The sequence below is a fragment of the Thomasclavelia saccharogumia DSM 17460 genome, from assembly GCF_000686665.1.
Taxonomy (GTDB): domain Bacteria; phylum Bacillota_I; class Bacilli_A; order Erysipelotrichales; family Coprobacillaceae; genus Thomasclavelia; species Thomasclavelia saccharogumia.
The window spans coordinates 6,687-28,616 of the sequence record NZ_JMLH01000027.1 but is presented as its reverse complement, the minus strand read 5'-3'; the positions used below and the strand labels follow the sequence as shown (position 1 = coordinate 28,616).

Genomic DNA, 21,930 nt, shown 5'->3' with positions numbered 1-21,930 from the left:
TCTTATAACATAAGGGGGCAGAAAGATGAAATTTGAATTTTCAAAACGAATCAGCGGTGTTAAGGCATCAGCGGTTAGAGAGATTTTAAAAATGATGAAAGATCCAGAAATTATTAGTTTTGGTGGTGGAAATCCAGCTAGTGAGACTTTTCCGGTTGTTAAATTAAAAGAAATCAGCGATGATATTTTTAATAACGAGCCGAATTCAGTTTTAGAATATGGAATTACTGAAGGTGATAATGATTTTAAAGAAGAAGCAATTAAATTTTTATCACGTCATGGAAACATTGTTAATGATTATGATGGGGTAATGGTTACTTCAGGTTCACAGCAGATCATGGATTTTATGGCAAAGTGTTTGTGTGATGAAGGGGATGTTGTTATTTGTGAAAATCCTAGTTTTTTAGGTGCGTTAAATGCTTTTAAAAGTAATGGTGCTAAATTAGTTGGGGTTGAAATGGATGATGATGGTATTAATATCGCAAAATTAGAAGAAGCGTTAAAAATGGCAAAGAAGCCTAAGTTTATCTATTTGATTCCTAATTTTCAAAATCCTACCGGAATTACGACTTCGTTAGAAAAACGTAAAGCAATTTATGCATTAGCTAAAAAATATCAGGTTTTGATTTTAGAAGATGACCCATACGGTGATTTAAGATTTAGAAATGAAGCAATTCCTTCAATAAAATCATTAGATGATGAAGGGTTAGTAGTATATGCAGCTAGTTTTTCAAAAATTATTGCACCTGGAATGCGGGTTGCCATTATGATCGGGCATCAAGAACTGCTTGCTAAATGTACGATTGCTAAACAAACAAATGATGTTCATACTAATGCCTGGGCGCAAAGAGTAATGGCGCGTTTTTTACAAGAAACAGATATGGAGCAGCATCTAGCAAAATTGCAGCGGGTTTATGATGAAAAATGCAGTTTGATGTTAGCAGAAATGGAAAAACATTTTAGTAAGGACTGCAAATGGACAAAACCTGATGGGGGAATGTTTATTTGGGTTACTTTACCTGAAAGAATCGATATGCCGACTTTTGTTCAAAATGCATTAAAGCACAAAGTGGCTGTAGTTCCTGGAAATGCTTTTTATGATGATGATAATAAACGTTGTCAGTCATTTAGAATGAATTATTCAATGCCGACTAGAGAACAAATCATAAAAGGGGTAGCGGTTTTAGGAGCTTTAACAAATGATTAAAAATATTGTTTTTGACATGGGGAATGTGATTTTAAGATGGGATCCTGAATATATCGCTAGTAAATTGAGTGTAGATTTAAATGAACAAAAAATAATCAAAAAAGAACTTTTTGAAAGTTTGCAGTGGCGTATGCTGGATCAAGGTTTGATTAGCGTAGATGAAGCGTTAAAACAAATATATAGTCAGAGTGATAAACAGTATCATGAAGTATTAAAGTATGCTTTAAATCATTGGTATGATTATTTTGAAGCAATTACTGCAATGGAACCTTTGGTAAAAGAGTTAAAACAAAAGGGTTTTAAGATATATTTATTGTCTAATTGCAGCTTGCAGTTTAATGATTATTATCAAAAAGTACCAGCGTTTAAATATTTTGATGATTTTTATCTTTCAGCGCGCCATCAATTAGTGAAACCTGATTTGAAAATCTATCAGCATTTTTTATCAGAGTTTGGTTTAAAGGCAGATGAATGTATTTTTATTGATGATATTTTAGAAAATGTTGAAGGAGCTAAAAAAGCGGGGATCGAAGCATATTGCTTTGATGGTGAAGTAGATAAATTGCGGTTGTTTCTTGAGAGAAATATTTAGATTCATAATTATTAATAATTCTTAAAAGCACTTTGCTTAGGGGTGATTTTAGTTGACAATTAGAGTTAAAATGCTAGAATGCATGTAGAAAGAAATATAATATGTAAAAAAGGCAAAAGGGTATTATGAATATATGAGTAAAGATGAAATGGTTTTAAATAACGTAAATAATAAGCGAAAACGTAAGGTCCGTAAAGAATTTATTGTGATCGTAGTTTTATTGGCGGCAATTACTATTGTTTATTTTGTAGGAGCTTTTTATTTTAATAAAAAATTTCTGAATGGAACTTATATCAATGATATAAATGTAAGTGGTCTAACTGTAAGTGAAGCAAATGAAAAACTTTCAAAAACAGTTGATGATTACTCTTTGGAATTAAAGTTTAACGATGGAACATCAGAGTTTGTATCAGGCAAAGATATCGGGATAAAATATAATAGTGATAACGACATCAAGAAAATTATAAAGAAACAAAGTTCTTTTAATTGGATTCAAGCTTTTTTTACTAAAAAAAATAATTCTGTTGATAATTTAGCATTACTTGATGAAAATGTTTTAAGAGATAAGATCTTATCATTAAATCATTTGCAAGAAGGAGTGCAGGTGGCACCAGAAGATGCAAAAGTAGAATATGTTGATAATCAATTTACAATTAAAAATGAAGTTGATGGTTCAACTATTGATCAAGAAAAGACATTTGAAGCTATCAAATTGGCTTTTAATGAAGGTAAAACAAGTGTTGATCTACAAGAACAAAAGTGTTATGTAGAACCAGCTGTAAGAGCGAGTGATGCCAAGATTCAGCAATTATATGAAGCTGCTAAAAATTATGCATCAGCTGTAATTACATATAAAACAAATTCTGGAGATGTTGTTTTAGATGGCGATACATTAATAACTTGGCTTTCGATTGATGAAAATGATAATTACTATCGAGATGACGATGTTTTTAAAGAAAAAGCTACGGCTTTTGTTAATTCGTTAGCAAAAAAAATAAATAGTGTTGGTGGCACGCGAACATTTGTTGGTGCAAACAATCGTACTATTACAGTCAGTGGTGGTAATTATGGTTTGCGATTACAAACTTCTAAAGAAATAAGTGGTTTATTAGAAGATATATATGCCAATAAAGTAGGGGTCAGAACTCCGGTAACAAGCGGTAAAGAAAGTTCTACTGATAATGGCGGTCTTGGAAATACTTTTGTTGAAATCGATTTAAAAGGTCAACATATGTGGTATCATAAAGACGGTCAGATAATTCTAGAGTCAGACATTGTTTCTGGAACTTATAATGATCCAGAAAGAAGAACACCAGCGGGAGCATATTATCTTTATAATAAAGAACGTAATCGTGTTTTAAGAGGAACAAAATTACCAGATGGTACTTGGCCATATGAAACACCAGTATCTTACTGGATGCCTTTTAATAAAGGAATTGGATTGCATGATTCATCTTCATGGCGTAGTAAATGGGGTGGAACGATTTACTTGAATAATGGTTCTCATGGGTGTGTAAATCTACCAACTAATATAGCGGCAAAGTTATATGACAATATTGAAATTAATTGTCCAATAGTTTGTTATTATTAACAGGTAAATTATTGCTTAGGTGTCCTATTTTTGGTTATTTTGTCAATCTTTTAGTGAATAGTTAAGAATTGTATGTTATAATTGGATAGTGACATTGGCAGATGTTATATGTTGAATGTTTGTAATGGTATAGTTAGATTGTAATATAAATATGATTTTAGTGGAGGAAAAGTTGAAATGAGTAACAAAAAAAGAAATATAATGGATATAATCAATAAAGCAGTTTTTGTAGAAGAGGAGATAGAAGAAGTGGTAGAAAAGAAAGATAATAAATCTTCGGCTGAAAAGAAAATTGAAGAAAGAAAAGCAGAATCAAAAAATAGAGAACCAAAAAAAGTAGAACCAAAACTTGAAAAGAAAGTAGAAAATAAAACTTTCAATATGCCTAAAGAAGAACCTGTCTATTCTAAATCTCCAAAAGTGCAACCAGAATATGCTGCGTCTGTTATTTCATATGGAACTAAGATTACTGGCGATATTACTTGTAAAGCAGATTTACAAGTTGAAGGTGTGATTGAAGGGAATGTTATTTGTGATAAAGCAGTGACGATCAAAGGTAAAGTTAAAGGTAATATTAAAGCTGATTCGTTAACAACTATAGATGCAACGATCGTTGGTAATGTGAATTGTCATGGAATCGTTAATATTTTAGGTAAGACTAATTTACAAGGTGATGTTAATAGTAGTGATGTTGTATTAGAAGGTGAAATCAAAGGTAATATCATTGCTGAAAACAGAGTATCATTAAAAGGAACTTCTGTTTTAGATGGAAATACAACTTCTGCTAAAATCATGGTTGAAGAAGGATCTACGATTATTGGCAGCATTCAGACTGTTTCAAATAAAAAAGGTGATAAGAAAAACTAAGCTGTGCTTAGTTTTTTTATCTTTTCTATTAATATTTAAAAGTATCTGTTATAATAGTAACTCTAGAAAGGAGGATGTCGAGGACGAATACTCGACAGAACAAAGATTAAATAAATATTCGAAAATATCTCAGAATTTGATTAATGAAATTAAGAATCATGAAATAAAAGCTTATACATGTTTACCAAGTGAAAATGAATTAATGTGCTTTTTGCGATATGATTAGAAAAACTTTGGATATTTTGTTTAAAAGAGGCTATATTCAAAAAATATTTGATACTGGATGTTGATAAGATTGCTTTCTTAGTTTCAGGAATAACTAGTTTTCAAGATTTAGTTAAGACGATCAATGGTGAGATAGATGTTATTGTGTCAATGAAGTAATGAAAAATGAATCAGGACTAAAAATTAAATATGAAAGGTTTTGATTTATTAGTTTATTATAAATCATACACTTATTTAGAAGATGCAATGCACAATATTTAAACATCGATTTGATAAATTTCGGTTTGTTGAATTTGCTAGAAGAACACAATTATAATTTTTAAAGAGAGGAAATTATGGATTATAATGATTATTTATTATTGCAGGATAAAATAGGTAAAAGAATCAAAGAAATAGAAAATAGTTCAATAAAAATAGCTGTTTTTCGTTTTGTTAGTGGAGCTGCAATGATACTATTTTTATTGTGTGGTTATTTTTTGGGTAAAGATTATTTATATATGGGAACGCTTTTAATGTTAGGGGTATTTGTTGTTTTGGTTTTTTGGCATACTAAAATGGCAGATCGTTTGATTTATTTAAGAGCAAGATTAGTAGTGATTGAAAAATATATTGCGCGCTTTGGTGATAAATGGAAAGATTTTGATGAGGATGGAACTGATTATTTAGAAACGATAACAGGTGTTATGAAAGATCTTGATATTGTGGGGCGTAATTCATTGTTTCAGTATTTGAATACTGCGGTTACTTTAAGAGGAAAGAAAAAATTGTTGGATAAATTATCAAGAACTGCATTTGATAAAAGTTTAATTATTCAAGAACAAGAAGCGATAAAAGAATTAGGGAATAAAGATGATTTTGTTATTGATTTTGAAACTTATGGAAAGATGCTGATAAAGCCTAAAGCTGTTGAAAAAGTTGTTGAGGAATTTATTGCTGGTATTAATGATGATCATAAAGTAAAAAGCTGGAATATTGTGAGATTTATCATACCAATTTTGACATTTGTAATTTTAATAATGTTTTTATTTGAAGTTGGTTTTAAATTGGCTGTAATAATGCTGCCAGTTTTGATATTTGGTCAATGGCTTATCATGATCATAAATTTTAATAAAAACAGTAATTTGTTTAAACAAATTACCGAATTATCTAAATGTTTAACAAGCTATCAAAATATTTGTGAATTAGTTGAGAATAACGATTTTTCATCACTGCACTTAAATAATCTAAAGAATAAGTTATCTCATTCTAGTCAAGCGTTTAAAGAACTGCAGGCAATTGCTTCCTCAATTAAGCAACGAAATAATTTATTAGCGGCATTATTGTTAAACGGTTTATTGCTTTGGGATGTTAATTGCCGCGAACGCTATGAAATGTGGGTCAATAAATATGGTAGTCAAATAGACGAATGGATCACTGCAATTGGTGAGTTGGAAAGTTTGATCAGTCTACAAGTTTTATTAAGAACTAAACCACAAAGCAGTTTTGCAGTTTTTAGTGATGAGCTTTGTTTAACGTTTAATGATGCTTATCACCCTTTGATCGATGGTAAACAAGTTGTTGCTAATTCATTTACAATGGATAAACAGGTTTGTGTTATTACTGGTTCAAACATGTCGGGAAAAACAACTTTTTTAAGAATGATTGGTATTAATTTGGTATTAGCATATGCAGGTGGGCCAGTATTGGCAAAGTCTTTTAAATGTTCATTGATGAGAATTTACACATCAATGCGTCTAGTAGATGATTTAAGTGGTATTTCAACGTTTTATGCTGAATTATTAAGAATCAAAGAAATCGTTGAAGCTAATAATAAAGGTGAAAGGATGATTGCTTTGATTGATGAAATCTTTAAAGGAACTAATTCTAAAGATCGAATATATGGGGCAACGGAAACAGTCAAACAGTTATCTTCAAAAAATATATTTACTTTTATCACGACCCATGATTTTGAATTATGTGAATTGGAGAATCAAATTCCATGTACTAATTATCATTTTAGTGAATATTATCAGGATAATAAGATCAGATTTGATTATTTAATAAAGAAAGGTCGCTGTCAGTCGACTAATGCTAAATATTTATTGCAAATGGTAGGTATTACAAAATAACTCATGAAAGTTATCATGAGATCGATGTTGAATAAGATTTGCTTATAAATGTATATTTTGATTCAAGGGGCATCTTTAGATTTAAGTTATTGTTTAAAATTTTAAAGTATCGCAATTATTAAAACAGTATTTTAATGGTGCTGTTTTAATAATTTTTTATTTTTGTATAAAATTTAATGCAAAATCGTGCAATAATTATATAAATAAAGTAGAATACAAAAGGTCGAGTTAAAAATTAAAACAATAAATGTACAGAAAGGAGAAATATAAACCTTTAAGGGTTATATACAAATGATATATGAAAATAGGGTTTGATAATGATAAATATTTAATGATGCAATCATCACACATAAAAGAAAGAATTGCTCAATTTGGTGATAAACTATATCTAGAATTTGGTGGTAAATTATTTGATGATTATCATGCTTCTAGAGTGTTGCCAGGTTTTGCACCAGATAGCAAATTGCAAATGTTATTGCAGTTGAAAGATCAAGCTGAAGTCGTTATTGCCATTTCAGCCAGTGATATCGAGCGTAATAAAGTACGTGGTGATCTGGGGATAACTTATGATAATGATGTTTTACGGTTGATTGAAGTTTATCGTAGTAAAGGATTATACGTTGGAAGTGTAGTTATTACCCAGTATGATGGACAAAAAGCTGCTGAAGTATTTAAAAATCGTTTAGAAAAAAGAAATATCAATGTTTATTTACATTATTTGATCGATGGCTATCCAACAAATACTAAAAAGATCATCAGCGAAGAAGGTTTTGGTAAAAATGATTATATTGAAACAACAAAACCTTTAGTAGTTGTAACAGCTCCAGGTCCAGGTAGTGGTAAAATGGCTACCTGTCTATCACAGTTATATCACGAACATATTAGAGGAATAAAAGCCGGTTATGCTAAGTTTGAAACATTTCCAATTTGGAATATTCCCTTGAATCATCCAGTTAATTTAGCTTATGAAGCAGCCACAGCTGATTTAAATGATGTCAATATGATCGATCCTTTTCATTTAGAAGCATATAATAAAGTTACTGTAAATTATAATCGTGATATTGAAATTTTTCCGGTTTTAAAAAATATGTTTGAAGAAATCTACGGGGTTAGTCCTTATAATTCACCAACCGATATGGGGGTCAATATGGCTGGTTTTTGTATTAGTGATGATGAAATTTGTAAAGAAGCCAGTCGTCAGGAAATCATTCGTCGTTATTATCATACTAGAAATCGCTATGTTAAAGAAGAATGTAGTTTAGACGAATTTAATAAGCAGGAACTAGTCATGAATCAAGCCAAAGTTGTTGTTGAAGATCGTCGTTGTGTTGCGGCTGCAAACGAAAAAGCAAAAGCAGCAAATTGCTATGCTGGAGCTATTGAGCTGGATGATGGGACGATCATTACAGGTAGAACGACTGATTTTATGGGATCATGTTCAGCTATTTTGATCAATGCAATTAAATATTTAGCTAAGATTCCTGATGATACGCATTTGATTTCGCCATCTGCATTTGGACCAATACAGCATTTGAAAACAGAGTATTTAGGAAGTATTAATCCCCGCTTACATAGTGATGAGGTATTGATTGCTTTATCGTTAAGTGCTGTTGATAATGAAAATGCTAGACTAGTGTTGTCACAATTACCAAAATTAAAAGGGACACAGGCACATGTTACTTCTACGATAGGACCGATGGATTCTAAGATATTTAGCAGTCTTGGGATTGAAGTGACTTATGATGCTAAAAAGCAGTAATATGTTTTAGATCAATATTAAAGAAAATGGATTGTTTCATGTACGAAACAATCCATTTTTCAGAAAGGAGGTGTATTACACCATACAAATGTATCATCTACGTTTATAATATATGTTAATAAAAAAAATTTCAATAAATATGATAATTTATTGTTATCATAATCGAATTTGTATTATAATAAGTTAAATCGCAACCATTGGTTGCATTGATGATAACTAAAATATCTAGAACAACTAAACATTTTTTGTCATAATAAAAGTGTTTAAGGGAGGTATATGTGTGAATATAGAAATTGCTAATCGTTTAGTTAAATTAAGAAAAGAAAATAATCTTTCTCAAGAAGCTTTAGCAAATAAATTAGGAGTTAGTCGTCAAGCTGTAAGTAAATGGGAACGTGCTGAGGCATCTCCTGATACTGATAATCTTATTTTGTTATCAAAGCTTTATGGCATTTCGTTGGATGAATTATTAAAAACAGATCAAGAAGAATTTGAAAGCGGCAATAATAAAACAGAAAAGACAGATACTTTGAAGGAAGATAAAGTACATATAAGTTTAAAACATGGAATTCATGTAAATGACAAAAATGGTGATGAAGTTCATGTGGGTTGGGATGGTATTCATGTTAAAGAACATGTAAAAAACCAAGAGGTTCATGTTGATAGTTCTGGAGTAAGGGTCAATGATAAAACGTATAGTCATGATGAGTAGAAGAAACAGCATAAAGATGATGAATGGTCTCATTATTATGAAAATTATACAAAATTTCCATTTGCTTTGATTATTATTGTTATTTATTTGATTATGGCGTTTTACACAGGGAATTTTCATCCTTTATGGATAATGCTGTTATTGATTCCGATTATTGAAGGAGCAATAAGCGCAATCAAATATCGTGATTTGAATCGCTTTCCTTATCCAATATTATTGATTTTATATTTTTTATATGAGGGCTTTTGTAATAATGTTTGGTCACCAACATGGGTGGTGTTTTTAACTATTCCAGTTTATTATGCTTTAGTGAACTATTTTAAGTATCATCAAAAAAAATAATAAAAAGATTTTTTACAGTTGATCAATGAATCAGCTGTTTTTATTTAAAATGTTAAATATAGTAGTTTATAATATTTTATTTTTGCTATATATTTTACTTCTATGTTATAATAAATTAAACAATGGTAAAACCGTTGAAAAATAGAAAAGGAGGGGGCTTATGAACTTTTTATTTATCTCACCGATGTTTCCTAAGTCATATTGGCATTTTTGTGATCGAATGAAACAGCACGGTGTAAATGTTTTGGCAATTGGGGACATGCCATCAGAAAGTATAAGCAGTGAGTTAAGAAATTCAGTAACTGAATATTGTTATGTAAACAATATGGAAAATTATGACAATGTATATCGTTGTGTGGCGTATTTGGCCAGTAAATATGGGAAAATTGACTGGTTAGAATCTAATAATGAATACTGGTTAGAATTAGATGCTAGACTTAGAACGGATTTTAATATTAATACGGGAATGAAAGAAGACGTAACTAAGATTTTTAAAACTAAATCAGGAATGAAAGCTTATTATGAAAAAGCAGGAGTTAAAACAGCGCGTTATCATCTTGTTGATACCATTGAAAATGGGAGAAAGTTTATTGCTGAAGTTGGATATCCAGTAGTTGTTAAGCCGGATAATGGTGTAGGGGCTGCTGCTACATATAAGTTGAATAATGATCAAGAGTTAGAAGAATTTTATCGAATTGATCATATTACGCAATATATTATGGAAGAATTTGTCAATGGTTTGATTATTTCTTATGATGGTATTGCTAATAGGGAGCATGAGGTGTTATTTGAGACGTCACATGTTTTTCCTAATTCAATCATGGATGTCGTAAATGATAATAGTGATATGCACTATTATTCTTTAAGAAAAATTCCTGATAAATTAGTTGAATTGGGAAGAAGTGTAGTTAGGGAATTTCCTGTTAATGGTAGATTTTTTCATTGCGAATTTTTTCAATTATTAGAAGATCGCCCAGGATTAGGAAATAAAGGAGATTTCATTGGCTTAGAAGTCAATATGCGACCACCAGGAGGTTATACACCAGATATGATGAACTGGGCTAATGATATTGATGTTTATAAAATCTATAGTGATATGGTTATTTATGATAATAGCGATTATTATACAAATCGCCCTTATCATTGTGTATATTGTGGACGACGTGATGGTAAAAATTATTATTACAATAATGATGCTCTTGTAGCAATGTTTGGTAGTCATATTGTAATGAATGAACGGATGCCGGATATTTTATCGGGGGCAATGGGAAATTATACTTATACAGCACGTTTTGAGACGATGGAAGAAGTTAATGATTTTATCGATAAGGTATTACAGGAGGCGTAGAGATGAAAGTTGAATATTTTAAAGAATACAGCAATTGTTTAAATCGTGAAATGGAGTTTAAAATTTATGGTCATACTGGAATTCCTTTATTAGTTTTTCCGGCTCAAGATGGGCATTTTTATGATTTTGAAAATTTTGGGATGATCAACGTAATCGCTGATAAAATTGAGTCAGGGCAAATTCAAGTCTTTTGTTTAGATAGTATTGATGGCGAATGCTGGTCTGATGAAGGTGGCGATAATCAACATCGTACATATATGATGGAACAATGGTATTATTATGTAGTAGATGAATTGGTACCAAGAATTTTTGATATTAATGGAACTGGTAAACTTATTTATACAACAGGGTGTTCAATGGGGGCAACTCATGCAGCAAATTACTTGTTTAGAAGACCAGATTTATTTCAAGGGTGTATTTGCTTAAGTGGATATTATGATAGTGATTTATTTTTTGGTGATTATCATGATGAAATTTTATATAACAATAGTCCGATTCAATTTTTAAATGGAATGTCTTATGACCATCCATATGTTGAAATGTATCGTCATCGTGATATTATTTTATGTTGTGGTCAAGGGGCATGGGAAGATGAGATGATTTATTCGACAACAAGAATGAAAGAATTATTAGATTATAAAGATATTCCTGCATGGATCGATTTCTGGGGTAAGGATGTTAATCATGACTGGGATTGGTGGCAAATTCAGTTACCGTATTTTTTAAACCATATTTTATAAAAAAGGGGGATATTAGATGAATGTAGTGTTTATTTCACCGCATTTTCCATTATATTTTCATAATTTTTGTTCACAGTTAAAGATTCGTGGTGTGAATGTTTTGGGAATTGGAGATGCAAGTTATCAAGAAATTAGTAAAGAGACTAAAGATAGTTTAAGTGAATATTATCGAGTTGGCAGTTTAGAAAATTACGATGAAGTTTATAAAGCTGTAGCTTATTTTATTAGTAAGTATGGTAGAATTGATTTTATTGAAAGTCAAAATGAGTACTGGTTAGAAACTGATGCTCGACTTAGAAGTGATTTTAATGTTAATAGTGGTACTAAATTTGAAGATTTAGCGGTAATGAAATATAAATCAAAAATGAAAGCAGTTTATCAAAGTGTTGGTTTAAATGTTGCTAGATACTGTTTGATCGATACTTTTGATAATGCAATAGCTTTTGTTGAAAAGGTTGGCTATCCGGTAGTAGTTAAACCTGATAATGGTGTAGGAGCAACATCAACATATAAATTAAATAACCAGCATGAGTTAGAGTATTTCTTTGCGACAAAAGATGATCGTGTTTATATTATGGAGGAATATGTAAATGGTCATGTTGAGACATATGATGGAATTACAGATTCGAAAAAGAATGTTTTGATTGCAAATAGTACGATTATGTTAAATTCAATTATGGATAATGTTAATGAGCATTGTGATACTGCATTTCAAAATCGAATTGTTGCAGGAACAGATATAGAAGAAGTAGGGCAAAAAGTTGTTAAAGCTTTTGATACTAGAAGTCGCTTTTTCCACTTTGAATTTTTCAGATTAGATGCTGATAAAGAAGGTTTAGGGAAAAAAGGTGATCTAGTTGGCCTTGAAGTAAATATGCGGGCTCCAGGAGCATATATGCCAGATATGATCAATTTTAGTTATGATAGTGACGTTTATACTGTATGGGCAGATATGGTTATTTATGATAAATGTTATTTAGATTTAAAGCAGCAATATCTAGTAGCTTATATTGGTCGTCGTGATGGTTTTGGCTATTTACATGATAATGATCAATTAAGAAACCAATTTAAAAATGATATTGTTTTAGATGTCGATGTTCCTGAGGTATTAAGTGCAGCCATGGGAAATCATGTATTTATGGTCAGAAGTGATAATCAAGAATATCTTGATTATATGATTGATGAGTTTTTAAGAAGAAGTGATGGAAGTAACTGGAGATAGGTACAAAGTAAAAGTTAAAAAGAGATTTCTTAAATGTGATCATTTTGAAATCTCTTCTTTTTAGTTATTTTTTTATCGAATAAAGAATCTTATTGAGCAGATCTTTTTTATTTTACGTTTATGATCTGAATGGACAGCGTTAAACTTGTTAAAAGAATTCATAATGATATAATAAAAATGTTTATTTTTAGATTTTTGTGATTTTTTATTTAGTTTTGGTTAATTAAGATAAAACGGTTTTATGAACATTTTCAATGCAAGAATTAAAAAATCAAATGTAGGGAATGTAAAGCTAGATGTAATTAGTTTTGTTTTACAATCCAAGATAACAAAAAATATTATTTTTTTTAAAAAAAACCTTCCATTTTTTATTAAATATGTTATAATAAAGGTGGTTCAGATGATGAACCACTTTATCCCAAATGTGCTCTCGCACAAAACGAAGGAAGAGCAACTGCTCTTCCCTCCCCACAAAGTTAGAGCACTTCTCTAGCTTTTTATTAACAAAATATATTATTATCGGTAATGTTCGTTTAGTCGCTTAGGCGACGAAATAAGCTATGATGAACCAATAGAAAGGTGGTCTTAATAGATTACCTTTTTATTTTTTATAAAAATTAGATAGTCAAATTTATTTACAAAGAATGTTATTTTAATAACATATTACCTCTCCCGAACCTTCGATATATACTCCGTTACTCAAAGCATTAACAGGTGCTATTTCAATAAAGTATTTAATGTCAGTTGAAAAACCAGAACCTAGATCTTTAGTTAAACTTGAACCGATTGGTGCATTGAATGTGGCAATATTATTTGAATATGGCCAAGGAGATCTACGTAAATTAACAGTAAATTTGCCACTTTCACCAGATACCGTATTACCCTTTTCATTAACATATTTAGTCTGATAACATGTTATTTTTACTTTTGTTGTATTGAGTTTAAAACTTTCAGAAGCAACAAAACTATGAATCTTAAAACTAAAACTTTTTGCAGAACTTCTTGTGTTATTCCACTGGAAATATTCTCCAGTTTCACTGTTATAGTAATTACCAAGTTCATCATAATAGTTTTCAGTAGTAATATCTTGAGTATCTGGTTGCATTGCTTTAATATTTGAACATGAAATTATTAAAGATAAAATAACAGATAATGATATAGATAATATTTTTCTCATGATAATTTTTATCCTTTCTTGCAAAAATGATTTTACTATATGGTTATGACGGTTCACTTTAAATTGTAAATAAATTGGATAACTATCTATCACAATTCTATCATTTTTGATATTATATTACAGAGAAAATTAATGAACGGTAGTAAAACATCATCAATGGTATGGTGACAGTTTTATAAATGGGATAATAGTTAAAAAATCGTGATGAAACTTTATTGAAATAAAAGGAGCTAATTTGTATGAAATGGGCGATTGTGGACGATCAAATAGAATATCTTACAATTATAAAAACAATAATTCAAGAATCAAAACCATATATTGAAATTGATATTTATGAATCAGGACAGGCTTTTTTAAAATATGCTGATTTGTATCAATTAGTTTTTTTGGATATTGATATGCCGGATCTTGATGGTTTGAAAGTTGCTGGAATGTTACGGGGTTATGATTTAAATATTGTCTTTGTTACTTCATATTCTGACAAAATGATTGAGGCATTTGGTAAAAATGTTATTGGTTTTGTCTTAAAAAATAATTTAAAATCAGGTTTGGAAAAAATTATTAATAAATATTGTCAGGAAATAAATGAGCCATATCTTACAATTATAAATAATCAAATAAAAGTAATTATCTATTTAAATGAAATAGTATATCTAACTTATAATTTACGTGATATTACTTTTCATTTATTAAATCAGTCAAATCAAACAATCAAAGAAAAAAATCTTAAAGATATTCAAAAAAATTTGGATAATCGTTTCTATCAAATAAGTCGTAATACAATTATTAACCTTGATTATGCAAAAGATTGTTATCATGGTGATGTGCAGATATTTGATTTTAAACTTCCGGTTTCAAGAAGGAGATGTACAGAATTAAAGGTTAAAATATTAGAAAGGAAGTTATTACATGTTAGAAGGGATTGATATATTTTATTTTTTGGTGCAGTTTTTGATTTTTATTTGTTTATCATATCTTTTTTTAAAAATGTTTACTTATTCAGTAAATAAAATTAAACTGTGTCTAATTGCTGTTTTTAGTACGTTTTTGTATTTGTTTTTTTGTTTTAATTTTCATAGTTTATTTTTATTTGGATTAATTACTTTTTTACTTTTAACAATAATATTTTATTTACAAACTTATGATAATTTATTACAAATACTATTTAACAGTTCTTTGATAACGATTATATATAATCTGGTTTTTATAATTGTTAGTATTTTTTATCGAACAAATAATTCTATAATAGACATTAATGATATTACGGTAGTAGTTTTTTCATGGATTGGGACCTTAATGATCATTGGCTTATTTTATAATTCATTTTTTGGGATATTTATAATTGAATCTAAAAATACAATTTATTATTCTACTTATGCAGTTATCATGTTATTTATTGAGCTCTGTAGTATTGCAACAATTTCTAATCTTAAAGATTTGTCTTTTTATCATATTTTAAGTTTATTTTTGATTGGAATATTGTGTTTTTTAGGATTGATTATTGTAGCAATATTAAACACTACAACAAAGCAGTTAGAAGTCGCTAAACAAAATAATCTCAGTAAGACTTTTTTAAAACTTTATTATCAAAAAATTAAAGATGATCAAGAATATTTAAGTAAAATCAGACATGATTATAATAATCAGTTGATTGTTCTACAACAATTATTGATACAAAACAATATTTCTGAGTCTTTAGATTATATATCTTCATTAACAGATAAAATTTTAGAAAAGAAAACTAATATTTATACAAGAAATGTTTTAATTGATGCATACATCAATTACCTCATTCAAACTTATTCTGATTTTAATTTTTTAATTCGAAGCAATGATTTATCAATTAATGAAGATATGAGTGGTGATTTACTATTAGTAATTATGAATTTAATTAATAATGCAATTGAAAATAGCAGCGATAATAAAAATATAGTAGCAGAATTATTATTCGAAACGAATCAGTATATTATCAAGATCGAAAACAGCTGTTATGAAGATCCCGATCATCATAGTTTTAAAACTAGTAAAAAAGACCAGCAAAATCATGGTTATGGTTTAGAAATTGTTAAAGATATTGTTACTAAATATCATGGAACTTATTTAACGGATTATCATGATAATCTTTTTAAAACTTATATTGTTTTATATAAGAATGAAAATAATGTTTAGATTATCGTAAATTATATAGTAACGAAGATGAAAATGGAGGAAAGTATGAAAAGAATTATTAGTCGCTGTCTGTTTGCAATTTATCTTTTTCTCTTGCTGAGTTTTATATATGTAGCTAATGAGCCTGTTACACCCGAGAAATCAACTTACTTAGAGAAAATTATCTTTTGTAGTAATCTAATACCTTTTTATAAAATGGGAACGATGAAAATGATATTAACTTCATTGATTACTTATTTTCCAATTGGTTTATTGGCGCGTGATGCTTTTTCATGTTTACAAGATCATCGGAGATTTTATTTATGTTTAATATTAGTGATTTTTAGTTTTGAATTGATTCAGGTTATTACATTAAAAGGATATTTTGATGTTAATGATATTATATTTGGATTCATTGGTGCAGCGCTGATTTATTTATTAAGTGAGAGAATCATTCTTTTATTTAATAAATTAATAGATATCGAGTTATAAAAACGTATATATTAGTATAAATTGTAATTTAGTGTATTTTTTAAGAAGCAAGAACCTAGTTTAGGTTCTTTTTTTATTTTAAATGTAAGTTAAATATTTGTTATTAAAAAAAATAGTTAAATTTATTTGATAAAAAGGGCGAAAAATAAAATGAAATGTAGTTAAATATAGATATAGGAGGGCAAATATATGGAAATGATAAAGTTAAAATTTAGTTTAAAACAGATTACACCAATGATTCATTTTCAAGATGATGATGGAGCAACAATCAGAGCTACAGAATTAAAACCCAAGCTTGATCGTTTTATTTTATCATGGCTTGCTTATGAAAAAGAGGTGAAAAAGCATCCTGGACAAAAGTTAGATTCAGAAACTGAGATGTTAAAGAATGTTGTAAATAATTTAGAGAATAAAGATTGGCTAGTTGATGAAGAACATATCGCATTGAATTACAAAATGAGAATAAAAGCAATGAATAAAGATAAAAATATGGATTTATTAGATCATAGTAGTAAAAAAAAGAAGTTTTTAGGAAATGCTGATTATATTTTAAAGAACAAAAAATATTATTCTTCTTTTTATCAAGAAATTGTAATCAATATACGATGTTTTAATCATCAATTGGCTAACAAAATTAAAGAATTATTACCAGTTTTAATTGATTTGACAGCATTTGGACTACAACAAGGCAAGGGATATGGAAATTTTAGAGTTTCTAAGATAGATGATCAGGAATATAAAAATGGTATCGAAGAAAATTTACTTAAAGTAGTAAATCATTTTAAGGATAACAATGTTTTAGTATATAAACTTGAATTGGATAAAGAAAAAAACAATAAAATTAATGCTGATTATGCGGTTGCTTTGAATGCAATTGCAGAATATAATCGTATTCTCAAAAGTGGTCTTCACTCTAATTATGGATATATTCCTTCAGTAATTATGAAGAAGTATTTTAAACAAGATGGTTATAGTATTGTTAATGAGAAAAAAGCTATGAAACAAGGGCTTCATTTAGCAAAATATAATATTGACAATTTAATGTATCATGATAATGAAAAAACTATTAATAATTATAATCTTAACAATAGAAGTAAAGTATATTATACAAGAGGGTTATTGGGGTTTGCCCAATCGTATCAATTTAGCTTAGAGACTAAAGAAAATCGTAATAAATTTAATAAAATTCCTCGTAAAAATGGAAAAGAAACAATGAGTTTTTGGAAAGGTTTTGATGTTAAAGCAAAAGTGGGAAAAGATGAAATATCAAGATTTCCTTCACCGCTTCATTATCATGTCACAGAAAGTTATAAAGAAATATATATTGTAGTAAATAATAATGCTTTAATAAGTTTACAAAATGCTGATCCAAAAATAAGTTTTAGAGAAAGAAAATATAAAGGAGAAAAAATTGATCGAAAAAAAATAAATATTGGGGCTAGATTGCCTAATCAAGAAGACTTTAATTTTATCGATTTTTTTGAGATAGCAGGATTAAATAAGGTTTTATATATGGTGGATGTTAAAAATAAATTCAACGACAACTATGAAGTTGAATACTTTTTAACTAGATTGGAGGAAAACCAAAATGAAAGATAACGAAATGTATTATGGGATAACGCTCGGACCGATAGTTAAAACGTTATGTATGACTTCAACACCAGGGGGATTATGGGTTGCCAGCTATATATTTTCATATCTTGCTAAACAATTAATTCTAGAAATAAAACAAAATGATGGTGATGTATTAATACCTAGTTTTGAAGATAAGAATAATGTTAGTGAAGAAGTAGGTTCTTATCCTGACCATATTATTTTTATTGCTGATGAAAATCTAGATATCAATAGGATAATAAAGAAAATAAAAGAAGAAGCAGGGGAACTATTATATAATGCTTTTACTAGAGTAGATGACAATAAATTTGACAAAAGATGTTTTAGTAGAGATGAGGTTAAAACTTTCGTTAATAGATATGTAAATATTCATTGCATCAAGACAAAGAAGATTGATAATATCATGCTTGAAATTAGTGAGATATTAGATAATGTTGAACAGTTCAATTCTTATGTGTATGAGGAAAAAGAAAATTATTTCTTAACATTATTTAATGGCATAAAAATTAAAGAAAGTGATCAGCTAGATGATAAAGATAAAACAGATGCTAAAAATATTTATATCAAAAACTTTTTTAAAACTATAAATGATGATAAAAGAAATAATACCCAAATCAAGCCACAGGTTCTATTTGAAAAAAATGACAATCAAATCAAATCTGTAGATGATATCGCTAGAATAAAAAATAAAAAAGATTATAAAATATCTAACTATCTTGCAATAGTACAGGCAGATGGTGATGGAATGACAAAAAAATTTAATGTTATGGGTAATGATATTGAAAAGGTAAAGGATTTTTCTAAAAGCTGTATTAAATATACGACTAAATCAGCCACTTTGATCAAAGAGTATGGTGGTGTAACGATATATGCTGGTGGTGATGATTTATTGTTTTTAGCACCTATAATAAGTAAAAATGGTAATGGAAATATTTTAGATCTATGTGACAAAATTAGAGGTATTTTTGAAGAATCAAAAATCGAAGAAGCTAGCATATCATTTGGAATTGCAATCAATTATAGAAAGTTTCCTTTATATGAATCGTTTAATCAGGCTCGAAAAATGTTAGATATGGCAAAGAAACTAGGCGATGATAATAAGAAAAAAGACAGCATAGCAATTAATTTAACTAAAGCGAGTGGGTTATCAGTGTTTTTAAATTTTGGTAATGAGACAGAAACTTTAAAGAAATTTAAAAATCTTATAAATAACTATTATCTTTCTAATAAAGAGTCTGAAAAAATAAACGACAGTACGAATTCTGTAATCTATTTGATGGATAATTATCGTGGTTTATATAATATTGCAATAAAAAATAAGGATAAAAAAGAAATAAGCAATTTCTTTACTAATATGTATAGTAATCCGATGCAGGATAACTATCAAAAATTTATTGAAGATATTGCAGATTTGTTTATTCAAGCTAAAAGTGATAATGATAGTAAGCGCTTTAAATCCATAATTAAAAATGATTTTAATAAAGATGAAGATACTGAATTATCAAGTATGTTAAGATTTGCTAAATTTTTAGTTGAAAAAGGAGGCAAGAGTAATGAGTAAGTATTGTGTAGAATTAGAGCCAATTGAATATTATTTCCTGGGAAATGAAAGAAGTTTTGGATTTGGTAGGAATAATAAGGGGATTTACAATAATTATTTTGTAATATCAGAAAATTTACCAACACAAACAACATTATTAGGGATGATGAGATATTTTGTGTTAAAAAGAATGAATTTGTTAAATAAGAATTTTAGTAGTCAGGGATTAACTGCTCAACAAATTGAAAAGCAAAAAGAATTTATTGGTAGAAGTAGTTTTATAATGTCATGTAATGATAAATTAGAATATGGTGTTATTAAAAAGATTAGTCCAATGTTTTTAAAAAATGATAAAAAACAGATATTAGTCAAAACCCCTTTTAATGGTAGTTTTGATAATAATAAAATTAAATTAAGAGGATTGCAAAAAGATGTTTGTAAAATAATGGATGGAAGTAGTGAAAGAGATTTTAAATTGATTGATAAAATAGCTTTAAAAAAAGAAGATGATTATCGTGATTCATATGTACTTTTAGATGATTTAAGTGTTATTGAAAATAGTGAAATTTTTAAATCACATGTAAAAGTAGGAATTAATCGTTATTTAGATGAAGATGGTTTCTTTAAAAAAGAGTATAAGTTTTTTAAAGATTATAAGTTATGTTTTTATGTAACGCTTGATGATACAAAGTTAAATTTGGATGACAAGATAACAGATGTTGTTTATCTGGGTGCAGAGAAATCAGCATTTAAATTAACTATGTATAAAGAAAATAATAATTTAGAAGAAACGATAAAAGAGACTTTAAAGATCGATGATGGTGTTTATTACTATGCTTTATCGGATTTAGCTTGTGAAGATGCTAATAAATTAAATGAATGTTGTGATCTGATTTTTTTAGAAACAAGAAATTTTAGATGTTTAAAAACTAATTATTATAAAGATAATTTTTATCATAAGCTAGAGCAAAGTGAATTATATAATTTTATTCGTGCTGGTAGTGTTTTCTTTGTAAATGAAGCAAGAGAGCAAGATTTTGAGCATTTATTTGAAAATGAAAATTTAAAAAATATCGGATTTAATCAGATTATAAAAATAGGAGGAAATAACTAATGAAAAGTATTATATACATACTAGAACCAATTACTAACCTACATGTAGGTAACGGAGATATTAATTATAATATTATTGATAATGAGGTTGAAAAAGACCCACTTACTAATTATCCAATGATTAATTCATCAGGAATAAAAGGGGCTTTTAGACAATTTATACAAGATAATTCTAAAATTAATAAACAAGTTGAAATAGAGATTTTTGGCTCTGAACCAATTGAACAAAACAAAGATGAAAAAAAGAAGCCAGGTAAACTAAAATTTTATAGTGGTGAATGTTTAGGGTTGACAATGCGTAATGAAGTCGGTAAGATGCCATATTCATTGGTTACTACTAAAAAAATGTTAGAAAGATTTATTGAAATGTGTGAAGTTATGAAAATAAAATACAATTTAAATATAAATAAGTTAGATGAAAATAAATCTTATAAAGCTGTTAATGGTGATATTACCGTAGAAGAAATAAAAATCGATGATAATTTAAAAGATGATGAAATCAAAAAATTATTTAAGCAGATTGCTCCTGATGCGGCAAATAATCTTGTTATTATGCCACATGATAAAATAAAAGATATTTCATTACCAGTTGTCGCAAGAAATGTTTTAGATAATGGTATTTCTGAAAATATCTGGTATGAAGAATACGTTTCGCATCATTCTCTTTTCTTTGTTTGTGTTAGCTGTGAAGAAGATGAAGTACTTAAAAAATTTAATGAAGCTGTTAATAATAAAATTGTCCAGTTTGGTGGTAATGCTTCAATTGGTTACGGACTTACTAAAGTAACTGTATTTAAAGAAGGCGGTGATGATGATGTCAAAGAGTAGAATAAATAGATATTTACCGATTGCATATGAAGCAGTAAAAAATTCTGAACTCATTAAAGATAATAAATTACAAGGAAATTATCAAGCACAAATTGCTTCCTTTGGAGCAGCTGTTAGCATGGGAAGTTTGTTATCAGCTATTGCTTTTTTTAGTGATAATGGTAGTTCTAATGTAAAGCGTCAAGAATTAATGAAATTGATTTGTTATATTAGGTGTGAAACTAATGCGTGCTTTGCATGGAGAATATCATATATTCGCACATGCGATGCAAAGGACGCATTAGTTTGATTGTACGAAATCGCAA

General features: G+C 28.5%; 20 protein-coding genes. 19 read left to right on the top strand and 1 reads right to left on the bottom strand.

The genetic code is table 11. The features are described 5' to 3' along the window. The first annotated feature begins 25 nt into the window (after positions 1-25). The 11 genes from BR82_RS0107590 to BR82_RS0107545 all read left to right on the top strand — a co-directional run bounded on the left by BR82_RS0107590 (position 26) and on the right by BR82_RS0107545 (position 12,713). Complete coding sequence (locus BR82_RS0107590) at positions 26-1,207, top strand: aminotransferase-like domain-containing protein (protein WP_027089701.1); 1,182 nt, start codon at positions 26-28, stop codon at positions 1,205-1,207. Next, positions 1,200-1,799: an HAD family hydrolase gene (locus BR82_RS0107585; protein ID WP_027089700.1), complete on the top strand. Its 600-nt coding sequence runs from the start codon at positions 1,200-1,202 to the stop codon at positions 1,797-1,799. Before BR82_RS0107590 ends, BR82_RS0107585 begins: the two co-directional genes overlap by 8 nt. 133 nt (positions 1,800-1,932) lie before the next feature. Further along, positions 1,933-3,390, top strand: coding sequence for a L,D-transpeptidase family protein (locus BR82_RS0107580; RefSeq protein ID WP_027089699.1), 1,458 nt, complete (start codon positions 1,933-1,935; stop codon positions 3,388-3,390). A 177-nt stretch (positions 3,391-3,567) separates the two neighbouring features. Next, a complete protein-coding gene (locus tag BR82_RS0107575) occupies positions 3,568-4,257 on the top strand; it encodes a bactofilin family protein (RefSeq protein WP_027089698.1) in 690 nt (229 codons plus the stop codon). Between the two features lie 560 nt (positions 4,258-4,817). Then, positions 4,818-6,590 (top strand): MutS family DNA mismatch repair protein, encoded by a 1,773-nt coding sequence (locus BR82_RS0107570; RefSeq protein WP_027089697.1) that lies wholly within the window; start codon positions 4,818-4,820, stop codon positions 6,588-6,590. Positions 6,591-6,888: 298 nt separating this feature from the next. After that, positions 6,889-8,349 (top strand): DUF1846 domain-containing protein, encoded by a 1,461-nt coding sequence (locus BR82_RS0107565; protein WP_027089696.1) that lies wholly within the window; start codon positions 6,889-6,891, stop codon positions 8,347-8,349. A gap of 280 nt (positions 8,350-8,629) precedes the next feature. Then, a complete protein-coding gene (locus tag BR82_RS17690) occupies positions 8,630-9,061 on the top strand; it encodes a helix-turn-helix transcriptional regulator (RefSeq protein WP_084300762.1) in 432 nt (143 codons plus the stop codon). Between the two features lie 141 nt (positions 9,062-9,202). After that, on the top strand, positions 9,203-9,403 hold the full coding sequence (locus BR82_RS17685) for a hypothetical protein (protein ID WP_154659608.1): 201 nt from the start codon (positions 9,203-9,205) through the stop codon (positions 9,401-9,403). A gap of 160 nt (positions 9,404-9,563) precedes the next feature. Next, positions 9,564-10,751 (top strand): ATP-grasp domain-containing protein, encoded by a 1,188-nt coding sequence (locus BR82_RS0107555; protein WP_027089695.1) that lies wholly within the window; start codon positions 9,564-9,566, stop codon positions 10,749-10,751. A 2-nt stretch (positions 10,752-10,753) separates the two neighbouring features. Further along, complete coding sequence (locus BR82_RS0107550) at positions 10,754-11,491, top strand: esterase family protein (protein WP_027089694.1); 738 nt, start codon at positions 10,754-10,756, stop codon at positions 11,489-11,491. A 16-nt stretch (positions 11,492-11,507) separates the two neighbouring features. Then, complete coding sequence (locus BR82_RS0107545) at positions 11,508-12,713, top strand: ATP-grasp domain-containing protein (RefSeq protein WP_027089693.1); 1,206 nt, start codon at positions 11,508-11,510, stop codon at positions 12,711-12,713. Between the two features lie 652 nt (positions 12,714-13,365). On the opposite strand, the gene BR82_RS0107535 is transcribed toward BR82_RS0107545, so the two are convergent. Then, positions 13,366-13,890 carry a hypothetical protein gene (locus BR82_RS0107535; protein ID WP_027089691.1) on the bottom strand — a complete coding sequence of 175 codons (525 nt, stop codon included), beginning with the start codon at positions 13,888-13,890 and terminating at the stop codon, positions 13,366-13,368. Between the two features lie 239 nt (positions 13,891-14,129). On the opposite strand from BR82_RS0107535, the gene BR82_RS0107530 reads away from it, so the two are divergent. From BR82_RS0107530 to BR82_RS15400, 8 genes are all read left to right on the top strand, one after another. After that, the gene (locus BR82_RS0107530) at positions 14,130-14,816 is read left to right on the top strand and encodes a LytR/AlgR family response regulator transcription factor (RefSeq protein WP_027089690.1); all 687 of its coding nucleotides are present in this window, start codon (positions 14,130-14,132) and stop codon (positions 14,814-14,816) included. Further along, entirely contained in the window at positions 14,800-16,059 is a 1,260-nt protein-coding gene (locus BR82_RS0107525) for a GHKL domain-containing protein (protein ID WP_027089689.1), read from the top strand. Before BR82_RS0107530 ends, BR82_RS0107525 begins: the two co-directional genes overlap by 17 nt. Before the next feature lie 45 nt (positions 16,060-16,104). After that, entirely contained in the window at positions 16,105-16,530 is a 426-nt protein-coding gene (locus BR82_RS0107520) for a VanZ family protein (RefSeq protein WP_027089688.1), read from the top strand. Positions 16,531-16,719: 189 nt separating this feature from the next. Then, a complete protein-coding gene (locus BR82_RS0107515) occupies positions 16,720-18,129 on the top strand; it encodes a hypothetical protein (RefSeq protein ID WP_027089687.1) in 1,410 nt (469 codons plus the stop codon). Continuing rightward, positions 18,119-19,705 carry a Cas10/Cmr2 second palm domain-containing protein gene (locus tag BR82_RS0107510; RefSeq protein WP_027089686.1) on the top strand — a complete coding sequence of 529 codons (1,587 nt, stop codon included), beginning with the start codon at positions 18,119-18,121 and terminating at the stop codon, positions 19,703-19,705. Before BR82_RS0107515 ends, BR82_RS0107510 begins: the two co-directional genes overlap by 11 nt. Then, a complete protein-coding gene (locus tag BR82_RS0107505) occupies positions 19,698-20,798 on the top strand; it encodes a type III-B CRISPR module-associated Cmr3 family protein (RefSeq protein ID WP_027089685.1) in 1,101 nt (366 codons plus the stop codon). The genes BR82_RS0107510 and BR82_RS0107505 overlap by 8 nt, the downstream gene beginning before the upstream one ends. Beyond that, a complete protein-coding gene (gene cmr4, locus BR82_RS0107500; RefSeq protein WP_027089684.1) occupies positions 20,798-21,625 on the top strand; it encodes a type III-B CRISPR module RAMP protein Cmr4 in 828 nt (275 codons plus the stop codon). Before BR82_RS0107505 ends, cmr4 begins: the two co-directional genes overlap by 1 nt. Then, positions 21,612-21,914 (top strand): type III-B CRISPR module-associated protein Cmr5, encoded by a 303-nt coding sequence (locus BR82_RS15400; protein WP_161635128.1) that lies wholly within the window; start codon positions 21,612-21,614, stop codon positions 21,912-21,914. The genes cmr4 and BR82_RS15400 overlap by 14 nt, the downstream gene beginning before the upstream one ends. The last annotated feature ends 16 nt before the right edge of the window (positions 21,915-21,930 follow it).

What these genes read in the sequence shown, in the direction of transcription:
- BR82_RS0107590 (WP_027089701.1), top strand. Translation starts at nt 26, where the DNA reads ATGAAATTTGAATTTTCAAAACGAATCAGCGGTGTTAAGGCATCAGCG.
- BR82_RS0107585 (WP_027089700.1), top strand. Translation starts at nt 1,200, where the DNA reads ATGATTAAAAATATTGTTTTTGACATGGGGAATGTGATTTTAAGATGG.
- BR82_RS0107580 (WP_027089699.1), top strand. Translation starts at nt 1,933, where the DNA reads ATGAGTAAAGATGAAATGGTTTTAAATAACGTAAATAATAAGCGAAAA.
- BR82_RS0107575 (WP_027089698.1), top strand. Translation starts at nt 3,568, where the DNA reads ATGAGTAACAAAAAAAGAAATATAATGGATATAATCAATAAAGCAGTT.
- BR82_RS0107570 (WP_027089697.1), top strand. Translation starts at nt 4,818, where the DNA reads ATGGATTATAATGATTATTTATTATTGCAGGATAAAATAGGTAAAAGA.
- BR82_RS0107565 (WP_027089696.1), top strand. Translation starts at nt 6,889, where the DNA reads ATGAAAATAGGGTTTGATAATGATAAATATTTAATGATGCAATCATCA.
- BR82_RS0107555 (WP_027089695.1), top strand. Translation starts at nt 9,564, where the DNA reads ATGAACTTTTTATTTATCTCACCGATGTTTCCTAAGTCATATTGGCAT.
- BR82_RS0107550 (WP_027089694.1), top strand. Translation starts at nt 10,754, where the DNA reads ATGAAAGTTGAATATTTTAAAGAATACAGCAATTGTTTAAATCGTGAA.
- BR82_RS0107545 (WP_027089693.1), top strand. Translation starts at nt 11,508, where the DNA reads ATGAATGTAGTGTTTATTTCACCGCATTTTCCATTATATTTTCATAAT.
- BR82_RS0107535 (WP_027089691.1), bottom strand. Translation starts at nt 13,890, where the DNA reads ATGAGAAAAATATTATCTATATCATTATCTGTTATTTTATCTTTAATA.
- BR82_RS0107530 (WP_027089690.1), top strand. Translation starts at nt 14,130, where the DNA reads ATGAAATGGGCGATTGTGGACGATCAAATAGAATATCTTACAATTATA.
- BR82_RS0107525 (WP_027089689.1), top strand. Translation starts at nt 14,800, where the DNA reads ATGTTAGAAGGGATTGATATATTTTATTTTTTGGTGCAGTTTTTGATT.
- BR82_RS0107520 (WP_027089688.1), top strand. Translation starts at nt 16,105, where the DNA reads ATGAAAAGAATTATTAGTCGCTGTCTGTTTGCAATTTATCTTTTTCTC.
- BR82_RS0107515 (WP_027089687.1), top strand. Translation starts at nt 16,720, where the DNA reads ATGGAAATGATAAAGTTAAAATTTAGTTTAAAACAGATTACACCAATG.
- BR82_RS0107510 (WP_027089686.1), top strand. Translation starts at nt 18,119, where the DNA reads ATGAAAGATAACGAAATGTATTATGGGATAACGCTCGGACCGATAGTT.
- BR82_RS0107505 (WP_027089685.1), top strand. Translation starts at nt 19,698, where the DNA reads ATGAGTAAGTATTGTGTAGAATTAGAGCCAATTGAATATTATTTCCTG.
- cmr4 (WP_027089684.1), top strand. Translation starts at nt 20,798, where the DNA reads ATGAAAAGTATTATATACATACTAGAACCAATTACTAACCTACATGTA.
- BR82_RS15400 (WP_161635128.1), top strand. Translation starts at nt 21,612, where the DNA reads ATGTCAAAGAGTAGAATAAATAGATATTTACCGATTGCATATGAAGCA.